Origin of the sequence: Hymenobacter defluvii (assembly GCF_017589435.1) — a bacterium.
Taxonomy (GTDB): Bacteria; Bacteroidota; Bacteroidia; order Cytophagales; family Hymenobacteraceae; genus Hymenobacter; species Hymenobacter profundi.
The window spans coordinates 43,772-66,863 of the sequence record NZ_JAGETX010000012.1; the positions used below are offsets into that span (position 1 = coordinate 43,772).

Below are 23,092 nucleotides of genomic sequence, written 5' to 3' on the forward strand. Positions count from 1 at the left end.
CACGAATGCACAGCAAATGCAAGCGGGCCAGTAGCTAGGGCCGGGGCAATATAGCGGTCTGCGTGTCAATAGGCTCTTAGACTCTTATCTGCTTTGAGGCAGAGCAGTGGCAGGTAGCACTATTCTGGTTTATCCCTACCTTTTGCGCCTTACTACCCTCCCCTTATCACCTTTTGTTCTTTTGTCTATGGATCAGCGCATTATCAATCTGTTCGATGAGTACACACACGCTCCGCTTACGCGACAGGAGTTTCTGGAGCGACTCACCAGGCTGGTAGGCAGCACGGCGCTAGCAGCTACGGCCTTGGCGGCGCTGGAGCCCGGCTACGCCCAGGCCGCTACCGTGGCCACCACCGCCGATGACCTACTGACGGAAACTGTGACCTGGCCTGGCGCCACCGGCACTACCATGAAGGGCTACCTGGTGCAGCCCAAGAAAAAGAAGAAGCGCGGCGCGGTGGTCGTGATTCACGAAAACCGGGGGCTGACGCCGCATATTCAGGATGTGACACGGCGCGTGGCCCAGGCCGGCTACCTGGCGCTGGGGGTGGATGCTTTGTCGGAGTTTGGCGGCACGCCGGCCAACGAGGATGAAGGTCGTACCCTTATTGGCAAGCTCGATGCCGAGAAGACGTTGCAAAACTACTTGGCCGCTCTCACCTATCTGCGCCAGCGCTCCGACTGCAATGGCCGCACCGGCTGCGTAGGCTTTTGCTGGGGCGGGGCCATGGCCAACAAGCTGGCTACCCACGACCCCAAGCTGGACGCCGCCGTGGCCTACTACGGCACCCAGCCCAAAGCTGAGGACGTGCCCAACATCAAAGCTCGACTGCTACTGCACTACGCTGGCCTCGACGAGCGGGTGAATGCCGGCATCCCGGCCTACGAGGCGGCCTTGAAGGCCGCCGACATTCCCTACCAACTCTACGTGTACGAAGGCGTCAACCACGCCTTCAATAACGACACCTCGCCGGCCCGCTACAACGCCGCTGCCGCGCAGTTGGCTTGGCAACGCACGCTAGAGCTGTTTAAAAAGCAATTGAGCTAAAGTTGATGCGACAATAGTGCTGTGCGAGCACATCGTAGCGCCTTGCCTGCCCATTCTTTGTCTGCTTACCTCTTTTCTACCTCCATGGGATACCCCGAACAACCCCACCCTACCCCCTACAAACGGTATTGCAAAACCCTCAATCTCAAACCCGATGAAGCCCTGCTGGCCACCTACCGGCAGCTGCACTCCCCGGAGGGCGTTTGGCCCGAAATTGCGCAGGGTATGCGCGAGGTAGGCATCCTGCACATGGAAATCTACCTGCTCGATAATCAGGCCTTTATGATTATGGACACCGTGCCCGATTTCGACCACGACGCGGCCATGCAGAAGCTGGCCACCAAGCCCCGGCAAGCCGAGTGGGAAGCCGTGGTGGCCGCCTGCCAGCAGACCACCGCCACGGCCACCGCCGCTGAGAAGTGGCGCTTAATGGAGCGCATCTACACCATGAACGCATAGCCGTGAGCTACGCGTTGGCTGCTCTCACCTTGCCCTACCCACCGCCCGGGGGTAGGGCAAGGTGCTTTTTGGTACTTTCCTGATTACTAAATCGCAGATTTTTTTCGAAAAAAATTCCGGTTTTCGACATCTGTTTGGCTTGTTCAGTAGCCAGTATCTACCACAATCCTTCAGAGTTGTATTTGGCCCCGCAGCTAGAAATGCAGGCCCGAGCCACGTGTGCGGCAAGCGTATAGCCGTAGTTGTGTATCGCTCACTCAACGCATCTTCAGCTTGGTTCTGTGCGGCGTGGACTATTGTATTTTGTCTGGAAAGTTGAAATATTTGGTTGCTTTCGGCGCTGCGCTACCCTGCTTGGTACCAGTGCCGGCCTGGGCTTCGGCCCCACCATCTCCGCCACGCCTGCTGGCTCCTACCCTCGCTCTTTCTTTCCTTTCCACCACACGTTCACTTCTATGAAAACCACCTTTACCAAACTTCTCGCCGCTGCTCTGTGCCTGGCTGGCGCAACGGCCGTACAAGCCCAAACTTACCAGCAGGTATGGGCCGATGAGTTTACCAACGGTATCAGCTCCAGCTGGAAATTTGAAACCGGCGGCGGCGGCTGGGGCAACAACGAGAAGCAGTACTACCAAGCGGCCAATGCCACAGTGGCCAATGGCATCCTGCAAATCACGGCCAAGAAACAGACGGTGGGCGGTATGCCCTACACCTCGGCGCGCATGATTACCAAGGGCATCAAGGAGTTTACCTACGGCAAGCTGGAGGCGCGCATTAAGGTGCCGCTGGGGCAGGGCCTGTGGCCGGCGTTCTGGATGCTGGGCGGCAATATTGACCAGGTGAGCTGGCCCCGTTGCGGTGAAATCGACATCATGGAGCACATCAACTCCGAAAACAAAATCTACGGCACGCCGCACTGGGACAGCAATGGCCACGCCGAATATGGCGGCAACACCACCCTCGACCTCTCGGGCTACCATGTGTACTCGGTGGAGTGGGACGCCAGCGCCATCCGCTGGTTTGTGGATGGGGTGAAGTACCATGAGATGAGCATCCTCAACAATGTGGGCAGCACCGAAGAATTTCACCGGCCGTTTTTCTTACTCCTGAACCTGGCCGTGGCCGGCAACTGGCCCGGCCAGACCGTGGATGAAAGCAAGCTGCCCGCTACCATGTATGTCGACTACGTGCGGGTGTACCAAAAAACCGGCGGTACCACGGCGCCTACCTCCTCCACCATTCAGGCCGAGAGCTACGGCAGCATGAACGGCGTGCAGCTGGAAAACACCACCGACACAGGCGGCGGCCAGAACGTAGCCTACATTGATGCGGGTGATTGGATGGCGTACAACAATGTGAACTTCCCTACCTCCGGCTCCTACAAGATTGAGTACCGCGTGGCCAGCCCCAGCGGCGCCACCCTGTCGTCGGACCTGAACGCGGGTTCCACCCAACTCGGCAGCGTGAGTATTCCGGCCACGGGCGGCTGGCAGAACTGGACCACCGTTTCGCAAACCGTGAACGTGAATGCGGGCACCTACAACTTCGGCGTATTTGCCCAAACCGGCGGCTGGAATTTCAACTGGCTGCGCATCACGAAGGTGACAACGGCTACTCTCTCTGCCGCAGCTACTGTTGCTGATGCCGGCAAACCAGCCGCCACCCTACCTACCTCGCTGGGCGTAGAGCTGTATCCTAACCCGCGGGCGGCGGGCGCACCGCTGCTGCTGCATCTGCAAAACCCCGACCCTACTACCCTCCTCACGGTGCGTGTTACCAACGCAAACGGCCAACAGGTATGGCAGCAAACCACTTCCGAAAGCACTCTGGATCTGGGTAAGAAAGCCTCCCTACCCAGCGGCGTCTATATGGTGCAGGTGTCCAGCGCCACGGAGAAGATCACGAAGAAGCTGGTGGTGCTATAAAGTCTTCCTTCCTAACTTATCTGTCATCCTGAGTGGAGCGAAGGACCTTTTCACGTCAGCACAAGTCATTGCTACAACAGGCGTGCTAACGTGAGAAGGTCCTTCGCTCCACTCAGGATGACAAACAGCTATTAAAAAGGCGGTCGAGTTGACCGCCTTTTTTGATTGTTCACCTAGAGGTACTCGCTTACCGCTGGCCTACTGCTTTGGCAGTGGGTAGGGCTTTACGCGGCAGCTTCTGGTCGCGCATGGCGGCGTTGTAGACGAAGGTGGCTACTACTACTGAGGCCTGCTTGAGGTCTTCGGGGGGTAGGCGCTCGTAGGTGTCCATGTTGGTGTGGTGGGTGCGCGTGCCGTAGTCGAGGGGGTCCTGGATGAACTGGAAGCCGGGCAGGCCTACTGCGTCGAACGACAGGTGGTCGGTGCCGCCGGTGGTGCGGGCCGTGACGGTGGTAGCGCCCAACTCGTTGAGGGGCTGTAGCCAGGAGGCGAAGATGGGCATCACAGCCTCGTTGCCTTGGGCATAGATGCCACGGATTTTACCGGCACCGTTGTCGAGGTTGAAGTAGGCGGCCAGCTTCTCGTGCTCGGGCTTGAGCTGCATGGTGGCAGGGTCGGCGAAGTGGTTTTTCACGTAATTTTTCGAGCCGTGCAAGCCTTCTTCCTCGGCGCTCCACAGCGCAATGCGGATAGTGCGGCGGGGCTTCACGTTCAGGGCTTCCAGAATGCGAACAGCTTCCATCATCACGGCGCAGCCAGCAGCGTTGTCGGTGGCGCCGGTGCCGGCGTGCCAGGAGTCGAGGTGGCCGCCCAGCATCACGATTTCGTTTTTCAGCTTCCGGTCGGTGCCGGGGATTTCGGCTACCACGTTGTAGCCCTTCAGGTCCTGTGTCTGAAACTTGGTTTTGGTTTCCAGCTCCACTTCCACCGGAATGCCTGCTTCCACCAACCGAATCAGGCGCAACTGGTCTTCTGTGGCCATTTCCAACTCGGGCAGCACCGGCTGAGCGTCGGCGGCGTAGGGGGCGCCGTTGCTGGTGAAGTAGGTGCCCACCGAGCCGCCGCGGGGGTTGCTGAGCACGGCAGCAGCGCCTTCGCTGATAAAAAACGGCGCCAACTTGCTGCGCAACGCGGCGCGGGCGCGCATGGCGTCGCGCTGCTCGTCGGTCATGGCGGGGCGGCGGGGGGTAGCGTCGGCAACTACGGGCGCGGCCATTTTTTGCAGCTCTTCGTCGGTGTAGCGGCGGGCGTCGGGCTCCAGTCCTAGCTTGGGCATAGAGGTCACCTCCGTCACAATCACTTTATCGCGCAGCTGGCCTTTGTACTTCTCCAGATCGGCTTCCGATGCCACTTTCACCAGCACCACCTGCTTTTTGATGAGGCCGTTGGTGGAGGGCGTCCAGGCTTTGGGCGTACCACTCATGGCCTTGTAGTACGGTTTGGTCATGGCCACGTAGGACTTCTCGATTTCCCAGCCACGGCCGAAATCACCCCACGACTCGATGTTGGCCTTGCCAAGGCCCCAGTCGGTGAGCTGCTTTTTGGCCCATTCGCTGGCTCGCATCAGGCCGGGCGAGTTGGCCAAGCGCGGGCCACTCACATCGGTCAGGTAAAAGGCCGTTTCCATCACTTTGGAGCGGTTCAAGCCTTCATCTTTGATCTTGGCGACCATCGCCTGATCTACCTTTTCCGCTTGTTGGGCCAGCGCCGGAGCACTGCACGCCAGCACGCCCAATAGGGGTAGTACTACGTTTTTCATATGCAAAGAATGGTTTTGGAACAGAACGCGGCGCACGGTGGCCGCTGATGAGGGACACAGCTCTCGTACTACAGTTGCGCCGGACTGCTTTCGGCTGCTATCAGCGTGATGCAGAACTCCGTGAACCGCCCTACCTCGCTTTCCACCGTGAGCGTGCCCCCGTGCCCCCGCGTGACGATGTCGTAGCTCAGCGACAACCCTAGTCCGGTACCTTCACTGACTGGTTTGGTGGTGAAAAAGCGTTGGAAAATGTTGGACAGATCAGCCGCCGGAATACCCGGCCCGTTGTCGCGCACCCGGATTTCCACCCGCCCCGTCGTACGCCTCGTAATGAGCTTTATCTGCGGCACATACTCTTCGCCAAGCATTTGCTGCTGTCGTTGCTGCACCGCATAAAATGCATTGCTAAACAAGCCAATGAGCGCCCGCCCAAAATCTTGACGTACCACGGGCACGCTGCCCACAGCCGGGTCTAGCTCGAAGAGTAGGGCCACCATGAGGTATCGGTGTTTGGCGCGTAAGTCGTGGTAAGTGATGCGAAGGTAGTCCTCGGCAAAGCCGTTGAGAGCCGTAGGCTGCCGCGGACCAGGCTGGGCGCTGGCATACTCCAGCATACCGCGCACAATCACATCGGCCCGCTGTCCGGCCTGCACAATACCAGTTTGATAGTGCGCCAGGTTTTGCAGCATCTCGTCCAGGTATTCTCCGTCTTCCAAATGGGACGCGCACCGGGTAAACTCGCCCCGCAACTCCTGGCACAATAGCTCGCTGATGCCGGCTAGCTCGCGCACGCGCTGCACCGGGCGGCGCACCTCCTGCGCCACACCGTTCATGAGGTCGCCCAGGGAGGCCATCCGCTCGCGCAGCACCAGCTGGTTTTGCGCTACCTTCAGGTCTTGCAGGGCTCGGCCCAGCTCGTCGCGCTGCTGGGTAAGCTCGGTGGTTTGCGACAGTATCTGCTCGTTCAGCCGTTGCAAGCGGCTGTTAGCCAGCTTTTGTGCCCGGTTGTTGCGCCAGAGCAGCAGCGTGGCCAGGGCCAGCATACCCATTACGGCTATCAGCACAGCCACGCGAATCTGCTGTTGCAGCTGCGCCTGTTTTTCCTCCAGAAGTCGCAGCCGCTGCTGCTCGGCAAAACCGATGGCATCGAGCTGCTTGATGCGTTGCGGGTTATGCAAACTATCGGCCGCCGCTACCATAAGGCGCATGTACTTCAGGGTGCTGTCGTTTTGCCCACGGCCGGTAAACGTCGACGCCAACAGGTTGCTGTTGCGCATCACGCCCACCATAAACGGCAACGACTGCCCTACCGCCAGGGCTTTGCGGGCGTAGTAGATGCTGGAGTCGGGCTGCTGCCGGAGTTGGTATAGCTCGGCTAGGTACTGGTAGGCGCGACTCCGGCTACGCTGGTCGTTTTCGGGTAGGGCTGCCTGGGCGCTCAAGTGGTAATAGCGAATCGCCTTCTCTGACTGCCCCCGCATGCTGGCTAGCAGCCCCATTTCGCGCAGCATATAGGGCAGCGGATTGCCCCAGCAGCTCTGCTCCACAGTGCGCGAGCGTGTGGTGAGAGTGTAGGCGCGCCGTAGAAACAACTCCGCCGAGTCCAGCCGATTCAGCAGCATGTAACTAGTACCGATGTTGGTCAGCACGCTAATCAACTGCGAATCATCCCCAATGCCTTGTTTATAGATGCGTTGTGCCCGGAAGAAGTAGTCCAGCGCGGGCCGGCCATCGTCGAGGGCATAGTAGAGCAGGCCGGTTTGGTTGAGGGTACGGGCGGTGCCTTCCTGGTCGTGGCTGGCCTCGTTGAGGCGCAGGGCCTGCAAGTTCACGCGCAGGGCCTGGGGCAGATTGCCCCATTCGCCCAGCAACATGCCCATGCGCGACAAGCACCGTCCCTCGCCTTTAGGGTAGTGCACCTGCCGGGCCAGACGTAGCCCCTGCCGGGCGTAGTGTTGCACCGAGTCGAGATGGGAGTAGCGGTAGGAGGCGCTGAGGTCGGCCAGCAGCAGCACCCGGCTGGTATCGGCGGTGGCATGGGCCAGCGCCAGGTGCAGCGCCTTTGTCTGCGGGCTTTGCGCCCGCGCTATTCCGGTCAGCAGTGTCGCCCACCAACACAAGAGAAGTAGACGATGCTTCATGCCCAGGGAGAGACTGATATGACAGGAAAAGGCGTAGCTAAAGGTAGAAAGACAGGTAGGGTGATACTGTAAATGTAGCGTAGTTGATTACCTGAACAGCATTTCCTACCCCTGATTTTTCTATAGCATCAGCATTTCCTTTAATGACTGCTACTGCATGGGAAAACTGCTAGTATCAACTATGCTTTTTGTAGGATGCGGTAAGGCTGAACCTGTTGATGACACAATAGGAAATTAAAGCGTTGGGCAACGCTATAGCTTATGAAGATGTCGCGCTATACTTCACTGGTTTTCGCTGGCGTACATGATATTCTAAATAACCCCGAGCCCCGCTCCCGCGTCTAATCGGCTACCTCTCCTCCAAGCCGATTCGCATGAGCCTCTGGCAAATTATCCAACGTCTCCTACCTTACGTCCGGCCCTACTGGCGGCTGGTGCTGGGCACCTTACTACTTACACTTGTCGGGTCGCTGGCGGCGCAGGTGAATCCGTTTGTGCTGCGCTACACCGTAGATACGGTGCAGACGATGCTCAACCGCAACCAGGGACTGGCCCAGGGCGCGACGCTGCTGGCCGGTATCAGCGCGGTGCTACTGGTGAAGGAGGTGGTGAATGCATTTATCCAGTTTGGGCAGAAGTTCTACGGGGAGCGGATTCGCATCAGCATTTCCACTACCCTCTCGCAGGTCGCTATTCATAAGATACTGAGCTATCAGCTAGGATTTTACGCCAGCGGCGGCAACCAGACCGGCAAGCTGCAAACGCGTATCGACCGGGGCGTGGAGAGCCTGATGAAGCTGGTGCAGAACTTCTTCATCGACATTCTGCCGCTGTTTGCCAATGCCGTGGTGGCGCTGGTGGTTATGTTTTTCGCCAACGTATACGTGGGGCTTACGGCGGTGCTTATCCTACCCATCTACTTCTGGCTCAGCTATGCCCAGGCCGATAAGCTTAATGGGGTGCGGCGCACGCTGCGCCGCTTGCGCGAGGAGAAAAACCAGGGCCTCGTCAATATTATTGACTCGGCGGTGGTCATCAAGAGCTTTGTGCGCGAAGATTATGAAGAGGAAAAGCAGAATGGCCTGCAACAGCAGCTGGTAACGGCCCAGCTCCAAACGCGCAAAACCAACTTCCTCTACGACGGCCTCAAAACCTTTGTGGAGCAGGTAGGCGTGGTGCTCATCATCATCCTGACGGCCTACCTGGTGCTCGACCGCCAGATCAGCATTGGGGCCATCATGTTTCACATTCTGCTGTTCAACAACGTGTCGGCGCCCATCCGGCAGCTGCACCGCATCTACGACGAGATGAACGACGCCCTTACTTACTCCGAGGGTTTCTTCAGCATCCTCGACGCCGAGGACCAGACCGAGCCCACCGGCCGGTTGCTGCCCAACCACCTGCACGGCACCTTCGAGCTGCACGATGTATCGTTTACCTACCCCAGCGGCACGGCCGCGCTGCACGGGGTGAATATGCGCATTGAGGCCGGCAAGACCACGGCGCTGGTGGGCCTCTCGGGCGCGGGCAAGAGCACCATCATCAACTTACTCTGCAAGTTCTACACGCCCGACAGCGGCACGCTCACCCTCGACGGCCAGCCCCTGCGCGACTACGACACCCACGCCCTGCGCCAGAGCCTGGGGCTGGTGCTTCAGAAAAACCACATTTTCAAGGGTACCATTGAGGAGAATATCCGTTACGGCAACTTCGCGGCGAGCTTCGAGCAGGTGCAGGCCGCTGCCCGCAGCGCCTACCTCCACGACCAGATTGTGGGCCTACCCCAGCAGTACCAGAGCGACGCCCAGCAGCTCTCGGGCGGCCAGCAGCAGCGCATTGCCATTGCGCGCCTGTTCCTGAAAAATCCGCCCATCATCTTCCTCGACGAGCCCACGGCCTCCCTCGACGCCATTGCCACCGAGCAAATCAAAAATTCCCTTGATGCCATCAAGCAAGGCCGCACAGTGGTCATCATCTCCCACAGCCTCGCCCAAATCGTAGATTCGGACTGCATCTACGTGATGAAGCAAGGCTGCATGGTAGAAAGCGGCACCCATGATGAGCTATACGACATGAAAGGGACCTACCGCGAAATCTTCGATGCCTCAGCGCGGAGCCTGAATATCGAGAAGCTGGCGCGGGTGCTGGTGGATGATGGGGATGAGGTGGCAGATACGGCGGGGTGAGTGTATTTTACGTCAACTATTATTGTATCCCAATATGAATACAAAGAAAAAATACGCTGTACTGATAAGACTACTTTTAATGTTATATGTAGTATTAATCAGCAACTGTAACAATAAAAAATCTTTATCATTAATAAAAACCAAGCAATTAGATTTCGCTTACTACGAAGTCAGCAAGGAAAAATACGATTGGCCTAGCATAAGTCCTGCGCCTGAATATTGGGGTGGATTAACACCTCAATATCATCTCGCCTCTGGTTTTCGAGAAGGCGATTGTCAAGATGTAGCTTGGCAAAACGAAGGATTAATTGCTGGTTGCAAGGAAATAGTACTTCAACAGAAAGACACCATTATTTTCATCAAAAACAGAAGTGAGTTAAAGAAAATATTTTCACCAATATCCAGTAAACAAGAAGCGCTTAGCTTCGCTTGTGCATATGCTGACTATTTTCCTATTACTGATTTATCATTTTATAATAATAAAGAAGACTATTATTATTTGAGAAATAAGGATATTTCATCTATCGACAGTCTTAACAGTTATTATATAGTTCACTTATACGATTACGAAACGTTTGGATGCGGCCCGCACCCCTATTATGCAGTAGATGTAAAAGTTTACACTTCTGGTGAAGTAAAGGAGCTTACCAGAAATGAGGCATTTCGAAATCCAGATACTGACAATCAATGTGTAGACTAAATTAATTTTGTTTTAAATATGCAGAACGACGGAGCTGGCTTACTTTATTCGGCTTTTTACAGGCTACCCAAGAAGAGCTATTAATACTTAACAAAAGGCAATACCATAGCCGTCGGGTCACTTACAGGTGTATATTGTTTACCTGGATAAAAACTTTTGAAGTTCTTGAATTCTCGGAAAGAGAAAGCATTGTCGATACACGCTGAGATTATACACTTACAGACGTGCTGTTTTTCAAGTAGTTTTTAAGCTGAGACACGGGATAAATTGATTGTTGGAGACAGACCTAGGCTTCACAATCTTTGCGCATCATTCTGCTTACACTACTCTACTAATGCCGCGCTTCCATTACCTGCTTTTTGTACTATTTCTCCTACCCGCCACGCTGACCATTGCACAAAAGAAAGCGCCGCTCAGCATCCACACGCTTCGCCTACCCGCAGAAATAGCCGACCGTAACAACCAGTTTTCCGGGCTGTTTACCTACGGCAATCAACTGCTATTACTCTCCGAGAGCCGGTTGCAGGAACGGGCGGAGGCCAAGGTGTACGGCATCGACCTACCCAGCCTGGACCGGCAGTTGGCAGATACCACGCAGGCGCTGACGTATCAGAAATACACTATCCAGCACCTGGACAAGATACGCGCCCGTCTCGACTCGGCTTGTCAGGAATACGAGGGGCTGGAGGGCATTACGTTGGTAGGCGACACGGCGTATTTCACCATCGAAACAACTACCCCTTCCACCTATTGCTACCTGATCAAAGGCGCGGTGCACGCAGCCAGCGCCACCATCGTGCTGGATACGGACTATTTGGTGCCGCTGCCCAAGCCGGCCCTTACGGACAACTCTCACATTCACAACGCCGGCTTTGAGGCAGCTACGGGCTACAACAAGAGCCTGTTGCTGCTGTTTGAGTACAACTATTTCCGGCACGACAACTACGCGCTGCGTATTCCCAACGCCACCCGCCTACCCGACATTCCGCAGTACGTGCCGGTGCAGCGCCTACCCTTCCGCATCACCGATTTGGTGTATGAGGGCAAGAACCGCTTCACGGCCATCAACTACTTCTACAACGGCGCCGACGACAGCGTGTACCGCCCTACCCCCACCGACCCCAACGCCCGCTTGGTGCTGGATGGCAGCGGCAAATACCAGAACTATTGCCGCCTCATCAGCCTGCACTACAAGCGCGACAAAATCAGTTGGAAGCCGTTGTTTGAACTGCCGCAGGAATACATGACCTACAATTGGGAGGGTTTGGCGGCGTATCGCGGCGGGTATTTTTTGATCAACGATAAGTATGGGCCTTCCGGCAAATCAACGCTGCTGTACCTGCGGCGGAGGTAGTTGCTCATCTAGAAACTTGGGCTAGATTTAGAGTTACTTATTACACAACGCTGTAGAGACGCATACTTGCGTCTTGTCGTTAAACGATTCAGGCGGCAGACGTTCAACGACGAGACGCAAGTATGCGTCTCTACAGCGTGCGGATTACTCATTCGATTAAATCAAACAGCTGCTAAGCTTCTACACCTTCTGCCATGCGCTGCTACCTTTTCTTCTTCCTGTTGCTGTTGAGTCAGCAGACACTTGGGCAGAAAGCTGCGCCGCGTGGCCAGAATTCAGCGGCCGGTCATTATGCTACCGTGCGCGGCGTGAGGCTGTACTACGAAACCTATGGCGCGGGCGCGCCCTTGCTGTTGGTCCACGGCAATGGGGGTAGCAGCAAGGATTTCGAGAAGAACATTCCCTACTTCGCCAAGCGATACCGCGTGATTGCGCTGGACAGCCGCGCCCACGGCCGCTCCGTAGATGCGGGCGACTCACTGAGCTTTGAGATGCTGGCCGACGACTGCGCGGCCCTGCTCACCCACCTACGCCTCGACTCGGCCTACGTGCTGGGCTGGAGCGACGGTGGCATTACGGCGCTGGTACTGGCCCTGCGCCACCCTGGCAAAGTGAAACGCCTGGCCGCCACGGGTGCCAACCTGTGGCCCGACTCTACTGCCCTAACCCCGGAGCTGTGGCAGCAGATGCGGCGCGGCTACCGCGAAGGCCACGGCCAGACCTTCACCGACGCCAAGCGCAAAAACGACTGGAAAGTATTTCTTCTCGACTGGAACGAACCCCACGTGCCGCTTTCGGCGCTGGCAGGCGTCAAGGCGCCTGCCTTTATCATTGCCGGCGACCGGGACGTGATTCGGGCCGAGCATACAGTGGCTATTTACCAGAGCCTACCCCACGCCTGGCTCTGGATTGTACCTAACAGCGGCCACGGCACCCTGCAAGAGCACGCCGATGAGTTCAACCAGAAAGTCGATCAGTTTTTTCGGGCGCCTACGGTGCTACCACCCGTTCGCTAGAAGATTAATAACATAGTATTTATCATATACCTCGGCATAAGTAGTACCTTGACGCATCACTAACTTATGCACAGTTGTTTTATTTATGAGAAATCATCTTCGTTTTATGGCCGGTGCGCTGGCCGCTACCACGCTGCTGTCGAGTTGTGCCAGCAGCACTATGCTACAGTCGACGCCCCCCGGCGCACGCGTGTACCTGAATGGCGAACCAGTGGGCGTGACTCCCTACCAACACCGGGACACTAAGATTGTAGGGTCTACCACCGATGTGCGACTGGAAAAGGAAGGCTACGAAACGGTAAACACGTCGTTTTCTCGCGATGAAGAAGCGGATGCCGGGGCTATTATTGGCGGTATTTTCCTGTTTTTCCCGTTTTTGTGGACGATGAAGTACAAGCCAGTACACAGCTACGAAATGCGGCCGCTTTCTTCCCTACCCGTTGCAGAGCAATCTACCGCGCCCGCAACCTACAACGCGTCCCTACCCGAGCAATTGCGGCAACTCAAGAAGCTAGCCGACGATAAAATCATCACCCAAGCCGAATATGAGCAGCAGAAAAAGAAGCTGCTGGGTGAGTAAACGCTTCTTTTCTTTAACGCCAGCTTACGCCAACGCCTGCCCCATACTATGGAGCAGGCGTTCCGTTTTTACGCCCAAAGCCACTATATATCCATTGGGCTGGGCCGTCTGATGAATTTTGTCTGCTTGCGCTTAGCTTACGGTAGGCGGGTTATTGGGAGCGGGGCCGTTGCCCGACAGCTGGCTTACCATATCATCAAGCAGCTGTTTGCTGTAGCCGATACGCCGGGCATAGTCCAGGCACAAATCGTATTCGCGGGTGTCCATATCGCCGTCCTGCAACATCATCTGCACCAGCGTTTGCAGTTCCAGCGTTTTCTGAGGTCCATCGGCGGGCACAACGAAGCTGAGTATCCCCAGGTTGTCGGCTAGGGGCTGCACATCCTTGGCCGTGAGACCTATACGGTTGCCTACCTGGAGCAGAAACTGACTTTCTTCCTCTTGCAGCTTACCATCGGCGGCGGCAATTAAAAGCAGATTCTGAAAAAAAGCGAGTTTTTTCTGCTGCGTATCCAGCAGATCTTCTAGCGTGCGAGTATGTTGCATGAATTCTAAAGACGGTTGGGTGGTGTACGCCCTGGGGTAGGGCACAGGAATTACTTCAACGCGAGCATTCCCGCAAGGTTATTACTCACCTTAGTCATGCGCTCGCGCTCAGCGCTGGCGCCCGCTACGGAACAGCTTATTACTTCCTCCGCGACCTACAATACTTCCTTACCCGAGCAGTTGCGGCAGCTCAAGAGGCTAGCTAACAAGGTTGCCAGAATGATGTAGAGACGCATACTTGCGTCTCATCGTTGAACGATTTCGCCCGCACGTTGCAGCCGATGAGACGCAAGTATGCGTCTCATCGCCCTTCAATCCTCAACGCAAACAGATTGTAAGGCCAATACCAATAGTAGCAATACATGTAAATACTTCTTCTTTGACATCGGCTTGTGCCAACGCCTGCCCCCTACCGCGGGGTAGGCGTTCTGTTTTTACACTCTAAGCTACTTTCTATACACCAGGCAATGTAGCCGCACGGCGAATCCGGGCTGCTTGCCGTACACAGCTCACCGGTACGCCTCGCCTTTAACCTGGCACAACCTTCACCTTTCCTACCCTTCGCATGTACACGTTCACCGTAGAGCGCCTTTCTTTCGATACCCTCACTGAGCTACCCAACTCTTGGCAACCCCAGGACTACAAAGCCCTCCTCGTAAAAACTGGCTACGACAACCCCGCCGAAATAGCTCCTAACGAGCTGAAGGATATGGCCCTAATGGGTCTCACCGACCTGGAACCGGCCGAATCGGCGCAGTTGGTGCTGGAGCACTTGTTTGCCGATCAGCTCACGGAAGGCCAGATTGAAAACCTGGCCCACCAGATGCTCACCGAGAAGCTGTGGGAAGAAAACCCGGAACTAGACCAACACCAAGGCTTCTTCAAGGCCACACAACTGCTCTACACTGCCTACAACGGCAAGTTTCCGCGCGCCGAAGCGGTACAGTTTCAAGTGAAGCTCACGGCCGCCGATACAGAGGCACTGGCCATTTTCGACGAAGCGCCGGAAGCGCCGCTCCTGCGCCTGCTGGCCCAGGGCATGCCCGACAACACGCTTCTGAAGCGTCTGTTTCACGAGCAGCTAGATGGCACCAGCTTCCCCGAAGCGCCGGCCATCATTTGGCAGCTCACGCCCACGAAGCAAGAGGAAACATCGGTGGTATTTGATGTGGTCAGCTCAGCCTATTGGCTCGACGATTTCAAGTATGCTGATACCTACGAGGCCACTACGCAGCCTGATACAACGGCAGATAGTGCCGAAGAATAACCCGCCGCCAGCCACTTGCAAGGCCGTCTTTACCAGTGTAGGGACGGCCTTATGCGTTATTAGCCGTTGACATTCAACTACTCCATTCTTTCAATTGGTAACATTGCCTTAATAACAAGGCAACAATCAAGTAATAGGTAATGCCGCACTTTGCGTCAGCATTACCTTAGCATGAAGAAACTGTTACTCCTCCTTTTGCTGCTCGCTGTTGGGCCAGTGTATGGTCAGACAACCAGCATCCCGGTTCCTTCAGAGCAGGCCCCTGCCAAACAATGGTTTCAGTCGATAGCGGTGCGGGGCTACGTGCAGGCGCGCTACAACCGGTTGCTGGAAACCAACCCCGACCTGACCTGCGAGCAGTGCGACAAATCGTGGGGCCGCAACGGTGGTTTTTCTCTCCGACGCGTCCGCGTTGTCTTCTTTGGCCAGATACACGAGCGGGTGTATTTCTACATACAACCTGATTTTGCCAGCACGCTCAGCGGCAGCTCTACCCTGAATGCCGGCTTGCTGCGCGATGCTTACCTGGATGTAGGCTTAGACAAAGCCAACCGGTTTCGGGTTCGGCTGGGACAAAGCAAGATTCCGTTCGGCTTCGAAAATATGCAGTCCAGCCAAAACCGCCTACCCCTGGACCGCAATGATGCCCTAAACAGCGCCTTTTCCAACGAGCGAGACCTGGGTGCTTTCGTGTATTGGGCGCCCATTGGCGTGCGCAAATTGTTCAGCAGGCTGGTGAAGGATGGGTTGAAGGGCTCCGGCGACTATGGTATGGTAGGCGTGGGCGCCTTCAACGGGCAGACCGCCAACCGGCCCGAGCTGAACAACCAGCGCCACGTGGTAGCCCGCGTTACGTACCCAGTGGAGGTAGGCCAGCACATCATCGAGCCCGGCTTGCAAGCCTACAGCGGGGAGTATGTAGTCAACCGAGACCAGCTTTCCAGCGGCGTGAAGCACCGCCCCAACCTGCGCTACCCCGACCAGCGCGTGGCCGCCACCTTTGTGCTCTACCCCCAGCCATTTGGCGTGCAGGCTGAATACAACCTAGGCCGCGGCCCCGAGTTCAACCCGCGCACCGACAGCATCGAAACCCGTCGCTTGCACGGGGGCTACGTTATGTTCAACTACCGCCTGCACTACGGGCAGCAGCAATTCTACCCCTTCCTGCGGGCGCAGTACTACGATGGCGGCAAAAAGCACGAGCGGGATGCGCGCAGTTACACCGTGCGCGAAGCCGAACTGGGCGTGGAGTGGCAGCCCTTCCCCGCCTTTGAGCTAGTGACCATGTATACGCTTTCGTCGCGCCGCTTCGAGGATTTCCAGCGGCCCGACAACCGCCAGCGCGGCGGCCTGCTGCGCTTACAGGCGCAGGTAAACTTTTAGGTTGTACTCCCTATCCTGCCAGTTCGTCAAGGGGTGCGGGGGGTAGGGCGCGCGCAGGCACGGTGCCGTCATAGCGGGTCCAGGGTTGCAGCGGCTCGATGGGCATGGTAAAGAGGTGACGCACGGTTTGCGCGGCGGCATCGGGGTAGGCGGGCACGCCAATTTCCACTTCTTGCTGCGGCACGTTGAGCCGCAAGGTGCGGTGGAGCCGGTCCCACAGGCTCAATACCACCCCAAAGTTGCTTTGCGTTTCGCGGTGTACTACGGAATGGTGGATGCCGTGCGCTCGCGGCGTAATCATCCACGAAGCCAAGGGGCGCTCTACGGCCAGGGGTAGGCGGGTATTGGAGTGGTGAAAGGCCGTGCAAGCCTCGAACACCGCCTCATAGGCTAGCAGCACGCCGGGACGTACGCCCAACAGCATGGGCACGCCGCCGCGGTAGGGAATGCTAGCCAGCATTTCGCCCGCGTGGAAGCGCCAACCCGTGCTCAGGTCCATGTCCAGGTCGGTGTGGTGCACGCGGTGAAACCGCCACAGCAACGGCGCGTGCAGCAAGCGGTGCCAGGAGTAGGCCACATAATCCAGAATCAGCAACTCAGCCAACACGCGCACCGGCTCTGGCCAGCCCAGGCGGTGCAGCCCCCAGCGGCGGCGGGCGGCCACCTGCGTGAGGCCTACCATAGCCGGCAACAGCCCCAGGCGCAACCCCACCAGCGAGGGCACCGACACGCCCACATTGCGCGGCCACCGCTCGGTGCGCGGGCGAGTGCGCTGCCGCAACGGCCACACGGTTTCGCCCACAAACACAGCCACGGCCACTACCACCAGCGCAGGCGTTGCCCAGCGGTCAAACTGCTTCAGCAGCGGCGAATTGATGGAGAAGAAACGCATTGCTTATCAGTTAGTAATGGAGAGTTGTTGGTAAACAAACAACCCGCAGCTCTCTACTTTTGGGCTACACTCCTACCCTCTTCCAACGGCAACCCCGGCTGCAACAACGGCCGCAGCTCCCGCAACGGCACAAACACCCGAACTTCCCCATAGGCATAGGCTGCCACTTCGTAGGGCTGATAGACGAACACCGCCCCGCCGCTGGTCAGGTACACGTTGCGCGTTACGGGTAGCGTCTCTTCGAACAGGGCATTGCGTAGCGGCTCATTCGGCTTTAAGCCCAAGCTAGGGCGGGCATAGCGCGCCAACAGGGCCTCCAGCCGCGGCTTGGCATCGGGCCGGAAGATGGCGTCGTACGGTAGCGGGCGGCCACTGCGAGTATCGAAGCTGAGCACGTGGGTACCGTAGTTGCCGTGCGCGCCGCCAGCGTAAGAATAAGTGAAAAGGCCGAGGCTGAGCAGATTATCCGCATTCCAGAGCACGTACGTGTCGCGCTCATCAGTATAGTTCAGCATGGCCATCGGGCGGTGGCCCGAGCGGCTGGTATCCGCCTCTATCTGCTGAAAGATGGCCTTCATATCTTCTTGATAATCATTAAAGAAAGGCCGACGCATGTCCTCCCAAATGGCAGGTAGGGTAGGCGCACTGCCCGCGAATACCGTGTCGCCGTGCAGCAGGTGCAGCATGTTGCCAGCAAGAGGTTGCCGATTGCTGGTGGGTAGGAGTGCGTGCAGGCTAATGCGGCCCCATACGCTATCCTGCGGGTGCTGGGGACGGGCACGCACAGAGTCGCGGAACACCTGCGTGTCGAAGGCAACGCCTTGACTCACGGGTAATGGCTGGAGGCGCACGGTTTGTCCTGCTAGTGTGCCTACCCATGCTTCGCCCATCCGGCGCAGGCGCCAAACTGCGCTGTAGCCACCGGCATTTAGGCGGCTATGGCTGGCTTCGCGCAGTAGCAGGCTATCGGGGGCGCTGGTGGGGTTGCTGGCCAGCTCAAAAGGCTGCCCTTTAGGACCAGCGTAGAAGCCAACCACTCGCCCAATAGAAGACGCATCGCTACCGGTACCCAGGTTTTGCAGATGCACTGTTACGCTGTCGGTAGCGCCGGGTAGGCGGGTGCGATACTGCCGGTACCACGCAGTAGACGTTGCAGGAGCAGCAGTTTTTGGAGGGGTAGTGGTGGCTGTACTGGCAGCAGTGTTCTGCGCTGGCGTATCAGACTGACAGCTTGCCAAACACAGACTGATCAGGAGTGCGTAATAGCCGCTGTTTTTTGCTGGAAACATAGGAAATGGCGAAGAAAATAAACTTGTATAAAATCTTGACATCTGTTTTCTCTATGCAAAGCAGAACCGTATAGGTCACTACAATTTCAGTTTTCCACAACCAAACTCCCCCTACCATGAGCTTTATCAAAGTTAGTCAAGATAGCAAAGGCCAGGATGTTAATTTACACTATGTTGATTTGGGCCAAGGCCCGACCATCGTGCTTATCCACGGCTGGCCGCTAAGCTACGAGTCCTGGGAATATCAGCTGAATGAATTGCCCAAAAACGGCGTGCGCGTAGTAGCCTACACCCGCCGCGGCTTCGGCCACTCCGATAAACCCTGGAACGGCTACGACTATGACACACTGGCCGACGACCTGAAAGCCGTGCTCGAAGGCCTGGACCTGCAAGACGTAACGCTGGTAGGCTTCTCGATGGGCGGTGGCGAAGTAGCCCGCTACATGAGCCGCCACCAGGGCACGCGCGTGTCCCGCGTGGCGTTCGTTTCGTCCGTAACGCCCTACCTGCTGAAAACCGACGACAACCCCGATGGCGTAGACAAATCCACGTTCGACGACATGGTGGACGGCCTCAAGAAAGACCGCCCCGATTTCCTGACCACCTTCGGCAAACAGTTCTACGGCGACGGCCTGCTGAGCAACCCCGTCAGCCAGCCTACCCTCGATTGGTCGCAATCATTGGCCCTGCAAGGCGCACCCTACGCCACCGAGCAGTGCGCCCGCGCTTTCAGCGAAACCGACTTCCGCCAGGATTTGCAGACCATCAAAGTGCCCGTGCTGTCCATCCACGGCGAGGACGACAAAACGGTACCGTATAAGAACAGCGCCAAGCGCCTGGACCAGTACCTCTCGCACGCCACCCAAATCGTGTACGACGGTGCGCCCCACGGCCTGCTCGTTACTGACAAAGAGAAGCTGAGCCAAGACCTGCTGACTTTCGTCAGTGGCTCCGACAACTTCGACCGCGCTGATGCTGAGCAAGATCATTATTAAGCTGCTCTTGCTGTAAGATTGATAAGGAAAGCCTCTCCAATGTTGTTTGGGGAGGCTTTTTTATATCCAAATGCCACTGTCATCCTGAGCATTCCGCGCATCAAGCGGCGACGAAGGACCTTCTTACGCCAGAACGAGTCGTTGTTACGTCAATCGTTCACGCGTGAGAAGGTCCTTCGTCGCCGCTTGATGCGCGGAATGCTCAGGATAGCAGGCCTTTTCAACCTCCCCCTTCAAAAAAGAGCACAAAAAAGCCGGTAGCAACGCTACCGGCTTTAGTTGAGATACGCATGCCAGTTCTGGTCTATGGTGCCGGCACTGAGCTTGAGGAAACCTGAGAGGGTAGGCTTTTTGGGCTGTTGCCTGATGACCAGACCGGCCTCCTGTGGGGTGCGATGGCCCTTACTGTGGTTGCAGCGCGAGCAGGCCGTGAGCAGGTTGTCCCAGTTGGAGGTGCCGCCGCGTGAGCGGGGCATCACGTGGTCGAGGGTTAGGTTTTTGGTGGAGCCGCAGTACTGACACTCAAAGTTGTCGCGCTTCATGATGTTGTGGCGGCTAAGAGTGATGCCCTTGTAGGGCACCCGCACGTAGCGCTGCAACCGGATGATGCTCGGCTTTGGGTACGACTGGCTGATGGTGCGCAGGGCGCCGTGCTCGGAGTTGGCTACCATCTCGGCCTTGTCGAGGTAGAGTAGCACGAATGCTTTTTGCACGCTACACAGGGTAATGGCGGTGTAGTCGCCGTTCAAGACAAGCACTTTCTGATCCATACGCTATAATAGGAATCTAACCAACGAAAGCTAGGTGATTCTCAGCGTATAAACAAGCAGCGAAGTGCTGAAATGGTTCACGAAAAAGCCCCTATCCTTCTGGGCGCAACGGAAGGTCTTTTTATGGTAGAATGATGGACGTACCAACGACTCGTTCAACTGGCATAAGGCCCTTCGCAAGCACACGCCAGATAGAGGATGACAGACAGTTTTTCATTCCCGACTTCTTAACCTCACCACTCACCTACAATACCCGCCGGATGAGGCGCAGGGTGTGGGAGTATTTTTGCCGGTCGCGGCGGAAGATGCCGTTGTGGTCCAGAGGGTCGATGCGGACCTCGCCACTGGCGTGTAGGATGCGCTGGTCTTCCAGCACCATACCCACGTGAATGATGCGCCCCTCGGCGTTATCGAAAAAGGCTAGGTCGCCGGGGCGGGCCTGGGTTACGAAATGCACCGTGTGGCCCAACTCTACCTGCTGGCGCGCATCGCGCGGGAGCTGCACGCCCACCAGCCCGTAGAGCTGCTGCATCAGCCCCGAGCAATCGATACCAAACAGGCTTTTGCCGCCCCACACGTAGGGCGCTTTTAGGTGCAGCTGCCCTACCTTCAGGAGCAGGGCAAGGCGCTTGTCTAGGTCGCCGTGGGGGCCATGGCCGTTTTGGGGGTTGGTGGCGGCGCCGTTATAGAAGAGCTGCTGCTCGCCTAGGCGCAGGGTCATGCCATCGAAAAAGGGTAGGCGCGAGCCAATAATCACCGGCACGCGGGTGGTAGCGTCGCTTACCATCTGCACCAGATCCAGGCTGCGGGGGTGGTCTTGGGCTTTCCAGGCGGCCAGGTAGTCAGCTGAAACGGGCGTGTGCTGCTTGCCGTCCATCCAGCCCACGTAGTCGTCGGCGGTGCTGCGGATTTGCTGCCAGGCGCCCTGCACCAGCACGACGGAGTAGCACTCGCCAAAAACCAGTTCCGTTACCAGCTCCGCTTTGTCGCTGGGCTCGGCTCGCACCGGCATAGTGCTCAGCGCACAGATTCCGTGTTCCAAAAGGGTGAAATTGTGAAAGATGAAGGTGTGAAGTTAGAAAGGTGCGCTAATGAAAACGATTTTCACAACTTCACCTTTCACAATTTCACTATTAATATTCTCTTGCCCGCGCCATTTCGCGCTTCTGGTCTTTGGCTTTCAGGTCTTCGCGCTTGTCGTAGAGCTTTTTGCCCTTGGCCAGGGCTATTTCCAGCTTGGCAAAGCCTCGGTCGTTCACAAACATTCGGATGGGAATGATGGTGAGGCCCTGCTCCTGCGCTTTGCCGGCTAGCTGGCGCAGCTCTTTCTTATTAAGTAGCAGCTTCCGCTCGCGGGTAGGCTCGTGGTTGTTGTAGGTGCCTTCGGTATACTGGGCAATGCGCAGGTTGTGCACCCACAGGCTGCCGTCGCCGTGGAAGGTGCAAAAGCCATCCTGCAAGTTCACGTTGCCCTCGCGGATGCTTTTTATTTCGGTGCCTTGCAGCATCATACCCGCGTCGTACTTCACCAGGAATGCGTATTCGTGACTGGCGCGGCGGTTCAGGATATTGATGCGCTTGGGTTTCTCTTCTTTCTTCATCGCAGATTTTGCAGATTCTCAGGATTTCGCGGCGGGCCGCTGGGGCCTTCGCGGGGTGGGTAGGGTAGGGATAGGGGGACTACCTACAACGGCAGAGCGGCGGCGGCGTTGCGTCAAACAGACTACGCAGCAAAAGCGCCATTTCTCAGCACGTCGTTCCTACCCTGCTCACAGTTTCAAGCGTGGGTCGGGGCTGATGAGCTGGTTGCTGAACTGGCCGGCCTGGTACTGGAAGTGGCCGGTCATGGCCACCATGGCAGCGTTGTCGGTACAGAACTCGAAATCAGGAATAAATACTTCCCAACCTTCCGCCACGGCCAGCTCTTGCAAGGCCGTGCGCAGACCAGAGTTGGCGGCCACCCCGCCGGCCAGGGCTACCTGCCGAAGCTGTTGGTCGTGGGCGGCGCGGCGCAATTGGCGCAGCAAGGTTTGAATAATGGTGTGCTGAATGCTGGCGCACAGATCCGCCAGGTTCTCCTGCACGAAGTTTTCGTTCTGTTGTGTTTGCTGACGCAAAAAGTACAGCACAGAGGTTTTCAGACCGCTGAACGAAAAATCGTAGCCCGGCATGGCGCCCACTGGAAACGCAAAGCGGGTAGGGTTGCCCTGGCGGGCCAGCTTGTCGAGGTGGGGGCCGCCGGGGTAGGGCAAGCCCAGCAGCTTGGCGGTTTTGTCGAAGGCCTCGCCAGCCGCGTCGTCGATGGTTTGGCCGATGATTTCCATTTCCATGGGGCTGCGCACTACCACCAGCTGGGTGTGGCCGCCGCTCACGGTGAGGCACAAAAACGGAAACGCGGGCTTCGGATCCCGGATGAAATGCGCCAGAATGTGCGCCCGCATGTGGTTGACGGCCAGCAGCGGCTTATCCAAGGCCAAGGCAAACGTTTTGGCAAACATACTGCCTACCAGCAACGAGCCCAGCAGGCCCGGCCCCTGCGTAAACGCCACCGCGTCGAGGTCGGTTTTCGCTACCTTTGCGCGGCGCAGCGCCTCCTGCACCACCGGAATCAGGTGTTGCTGGTGGGCACGCGAGGCTAGCTCGGGCACTACCCCGCCGTACTGCTCGTGCACTTGCTGGGTAGCCACCACGTTAGACAGGATTTCGCCGTTGGCCATGACGGCCGCCGAGGTATCATCGCACGACGACTCAATGGCCAGAATAAGAGGAGAATGCATCATAA

General features: G+C 57.2%; 20 protein-coding genes. 11 read left to right on the forward strand and 9 right to left on the reverse strand.

The genetic code is table 11. The features are described from left to right. The first annotated feature begins 187 nt into the window (after positions 1-187). The 3 genes from J4D97_RS17370 to J4D97_RS17380 all read left to right on the forward strand — a co-directional run bounded on the left by J4D97_RS17370 (position 188) and on the right by J4D97_RS17380 (position 3,432). Positions 188-1,048: a dienelactone hydrolase family protein gene (locus tag J4D97_RS17370; RefSeq protein ID WP_208308681.1), complete on the forward strand. Its 861-nt coding sequence runs from the start codon at positions 188-190 to the stop codon at positions 1,046-1,048. Positions 1,049-1,132: 84 nt separating this feature from the next. Then, positions 1,133-1,507, forward strand: a complete 375-nt coding sequence (locus tag J4D97_RS17375) for an L-rhamnose mutarotase (RefSeq protein WP_208308682.1) — start codon at positions 1,133-1,135, stop codon at positions 1,505-1,507. 455 nt (positions 1,508-1,962) lie between these two features. Further along, complete coding sequence (locus J4D97_RS17380; protein ID WP_208308683.1) at positions 1,963-3,432, forward strand: carbohydrate-binding protein; 1,470 nt, start codon at positions 1,963-1,965, stop codon at positions 3,430-3,432. A 187-nt stretch (positions 3,433-3,619) separates the two neighbouring features. On the opposite strand, the gene J4D97_RS17385 is transcribed toward J4D97_RS17380, so the two are convergent. Continuing rightward, positions 3,620-5,191, reverse strand: coding sequence for a M28 family metallopeptidase (locus tag J4D97_RS17385; protein WP_208308684.1), 1,572 nt, complete (start codon positions 5,189-5,191; stop codon positions 3,620-3,622). Between the two features lie 68 nt (positions 5,192-5,259). Then, a complete protein-coding gene (locus J4D97_RS17390) occupies positions 5,260-7,332 on the reverse strand; it encodes an ATP-binding protein (RefSeq protein WP_208308685.1) in 2,073 nt (690 codons plus the stop codon). A gap of 374 nt (positions 7,333-7,706) precedes the next feature. On the opposite strand from J4D97_RS17390, the gene J4D97_RS17395 reads away from it, so the two are divergent. The 5 genes from J4D97_RS17395 to J4D97_RS17415 all read left to right on the forward strand — a co-directional run bounded on the left by J4D97_RS17395 (position 7,707) and on the right by J4D97_RS17415 (position 13,168). Then, positions 7,707-9,518: an ABC transporter ATP-binding protein gene (locus J4D97_RS17395; protein ID WP_208308686.1), complete on the forward strand. Its 1,812-nt coding sequence runs from the start codon at positions 7,707-7,709 to the stop codon at positions 9,516-9,518. A gap of 34 nt (positions 9,519-9,552) precedes the next feature. Further along, positions 9,553-10,218 carry a hypothetical protein gene (locus tag J4D97_RS17400; RefSeq protein ID WP_208308687.1) on the forward strand — a complete coding sequence of 222 codons (666 nt, stop codon included), beginning with the start codon at positions 9,553-9,555 and terminating at the stop codon, positions 10,216-10,218. Positions 10,219-10,552: 334 nt separating this feature from the next. Further along, positions 10,553-11,572 carry a hypothetical protein gene (locus tag J4D97_RS17405; protein ID WP_208308688.1) on the forward strand — a complete coding sequence of 340 codons (1,020 nt, stop codon included), beginning with the start codon at positions 10,553-10,555 and terminating at the stop codon, positions 11,570-11,572. Between the two features lie 194 nt (positions 11,573-11,766). Then, a complete protein-coding gene (locus tag J4D97_RS17410; RefSeq protein WP_208308689.1) occupies positions 11,767-12,588 on the forward strand; it encodes an alpha/beta fold hydrolase in 822 nt (273 codons plus the stop codon). A gap of 85 nt (positions 12,589-12,673) precedes the next feature. Then, positions 12,674-13,168 (forward strand): PEGA domain-containing protein, encoded by a 495-nt coding sequence (locus J4D97_RS17415; RefSeq protein ID WP_208308690.1) that lies wholly within the window; start codon positions 12,674-12,676, stop codon positions 13,166-13,168. A 132-nt stretch (positions 13,169-13,300) separates the two neighbouring features. Here J4D97_RS17415 and J4D97_RS17420 read toward each other — a convergent pair whose 3' ends face one another. Next, a complete protein-coding gene (locus J4D97_RS17420) occupies positions 13,301-13,759 on the reverse strand; it encodes a TerB family tellurite resistance protein (protein ID WP_347879362.1) in 459 nt (152 codons plus the stop codon). Positions 13,760-14,279: 520 nt separating this feature from the next. Here J4D97_RS17420 and J4D97_RS17425 point away from each other — a divergent pair. Further along, positions 14,280-14,981: a hypothetical protein gene (locus J4D97_RS17425; protein WP_208308692.1), complete on the forward strand. Its 702-nt coding sequence runs from the start codon at positions 14,280-14,282 to the stop codon at positions 14,979-14,981. Positions 14,982-15,176: 195 nt separating this feature from the next. After that, positions 15,177-16,364 (forward strand): porin, encoded by a 1,188-nt coding sequence (locus J4D97_RS17430; protein WP_243900377.1) that lies wholly within the window; start codon positions 15,177-15,179, stop codon positions 16,362-16,364. A gap of 10 nt (positions 16,365-16,374) precedes the next feature. Here the strand turns inward: J4D97_RS17430 and J4D97_RS17435 are convergent, their stop codons facing one another. Together J4D97_RS17435 and J4D97_RS17440 are read right to left on the reverse strand one after the other, a co-directional pair. Continuing rightward, positions 16,375-17,256, reverse strand: coding sequence for a sterol desaturase family protein (locus tag J4D97_RS17435; RefSeq protein WP_208308694.1), 882 nt, complete (start codon positions 17,254-17,256; stop codon positions 16,375-16,377). 53 nt (positions 17,257-17,309) lie between these two features. Further along, positions 17,310-18,545 (reverse strand): DUF3298 and DUF4163 domain-containing protein, encoded by a 1,236-nt coding sequence (locus tag J4D97_RS17440; RefSeq protein ID WP_208308695.1) that lies wholly within the window; start codon positions 18,543-18,545, stop codon positions 17,310-17,312. A 116-nt stretch (positions 18,546-18,661) separates the two neighbouring features. Between J4D97_RS17440 and J4D97_RS17445 the strand changes: the two genes are divergently transcribed. After that, on the forward strand, positions 18,662-19,540 hold the full coding sequence (locus J4D97_RS17445) for an alpha/beta fold hydrolase (RefSeq protein ID WP_208308696.1): 879 nt from the start codon (positions 18,662-18,664) through the stop codon (positions 19,538-19,540). Positions 19,541-19,815: 275 nt separating this feature from the next. On the opposite strand, the gene J4D97_RS17450 is transcribed toward J4D97_RS17445, so the two are convergent. The 4 genes from J4D97_RS17450 to tsaD form a co-directional block, all read right to left on the reverse strand. Then, on the reverse strand, positions 19,816-20,310 hold the full coding sequence (locus tag J4D97_RS17450) for an HNH endonuclease (protein WP_185280980.1): 495 nt from the start codon (positions 20,308-20,310) through the stop codon (positions 19,816-19,818). A 244-nt stretch (positions 20,311-20,554) separates the two neighbouring features. Next, on the reverse strand, positions 20,555-21,352 hold the full coding sequence (locus J4D97_RS17455) for a C40 family peptidase (RefSeq protein ID WP_243900378.1): 798 nt from the start codon (positions 21,350-21,352) through the stop codon (positions 20,555-20,557). Between the two features lie 91 nt (positions 21,353-21,443). Beyond that, positions 21,444-21,911 (reverse strand): SsrA-binding protein SmpB, encoded by a 468-nt coding sequence (gene smpB / locus J4D97_RS17460; protein WP_185280981.1) that lies wholly within the window; start codon positions 21,909-21,911, stop codon positions 21,444-21,446. Between the two features lie 168 nt (positions 21,912-22,079). Next, entirely contained in the window at positions 22,080-23,087 is a 1,008-nt protein-coding gene (tsaD, locus tag J4D97_RS17465; RefSeq protein ID WP_208308727.1) for a tRNA (adenosine(37)-N6)-threonylcarbamoyltransferase complex transferase subunit TsaD, read from the reverse strand. Positions 23,088-23,092: the final 5 nt, after the last annotated feature.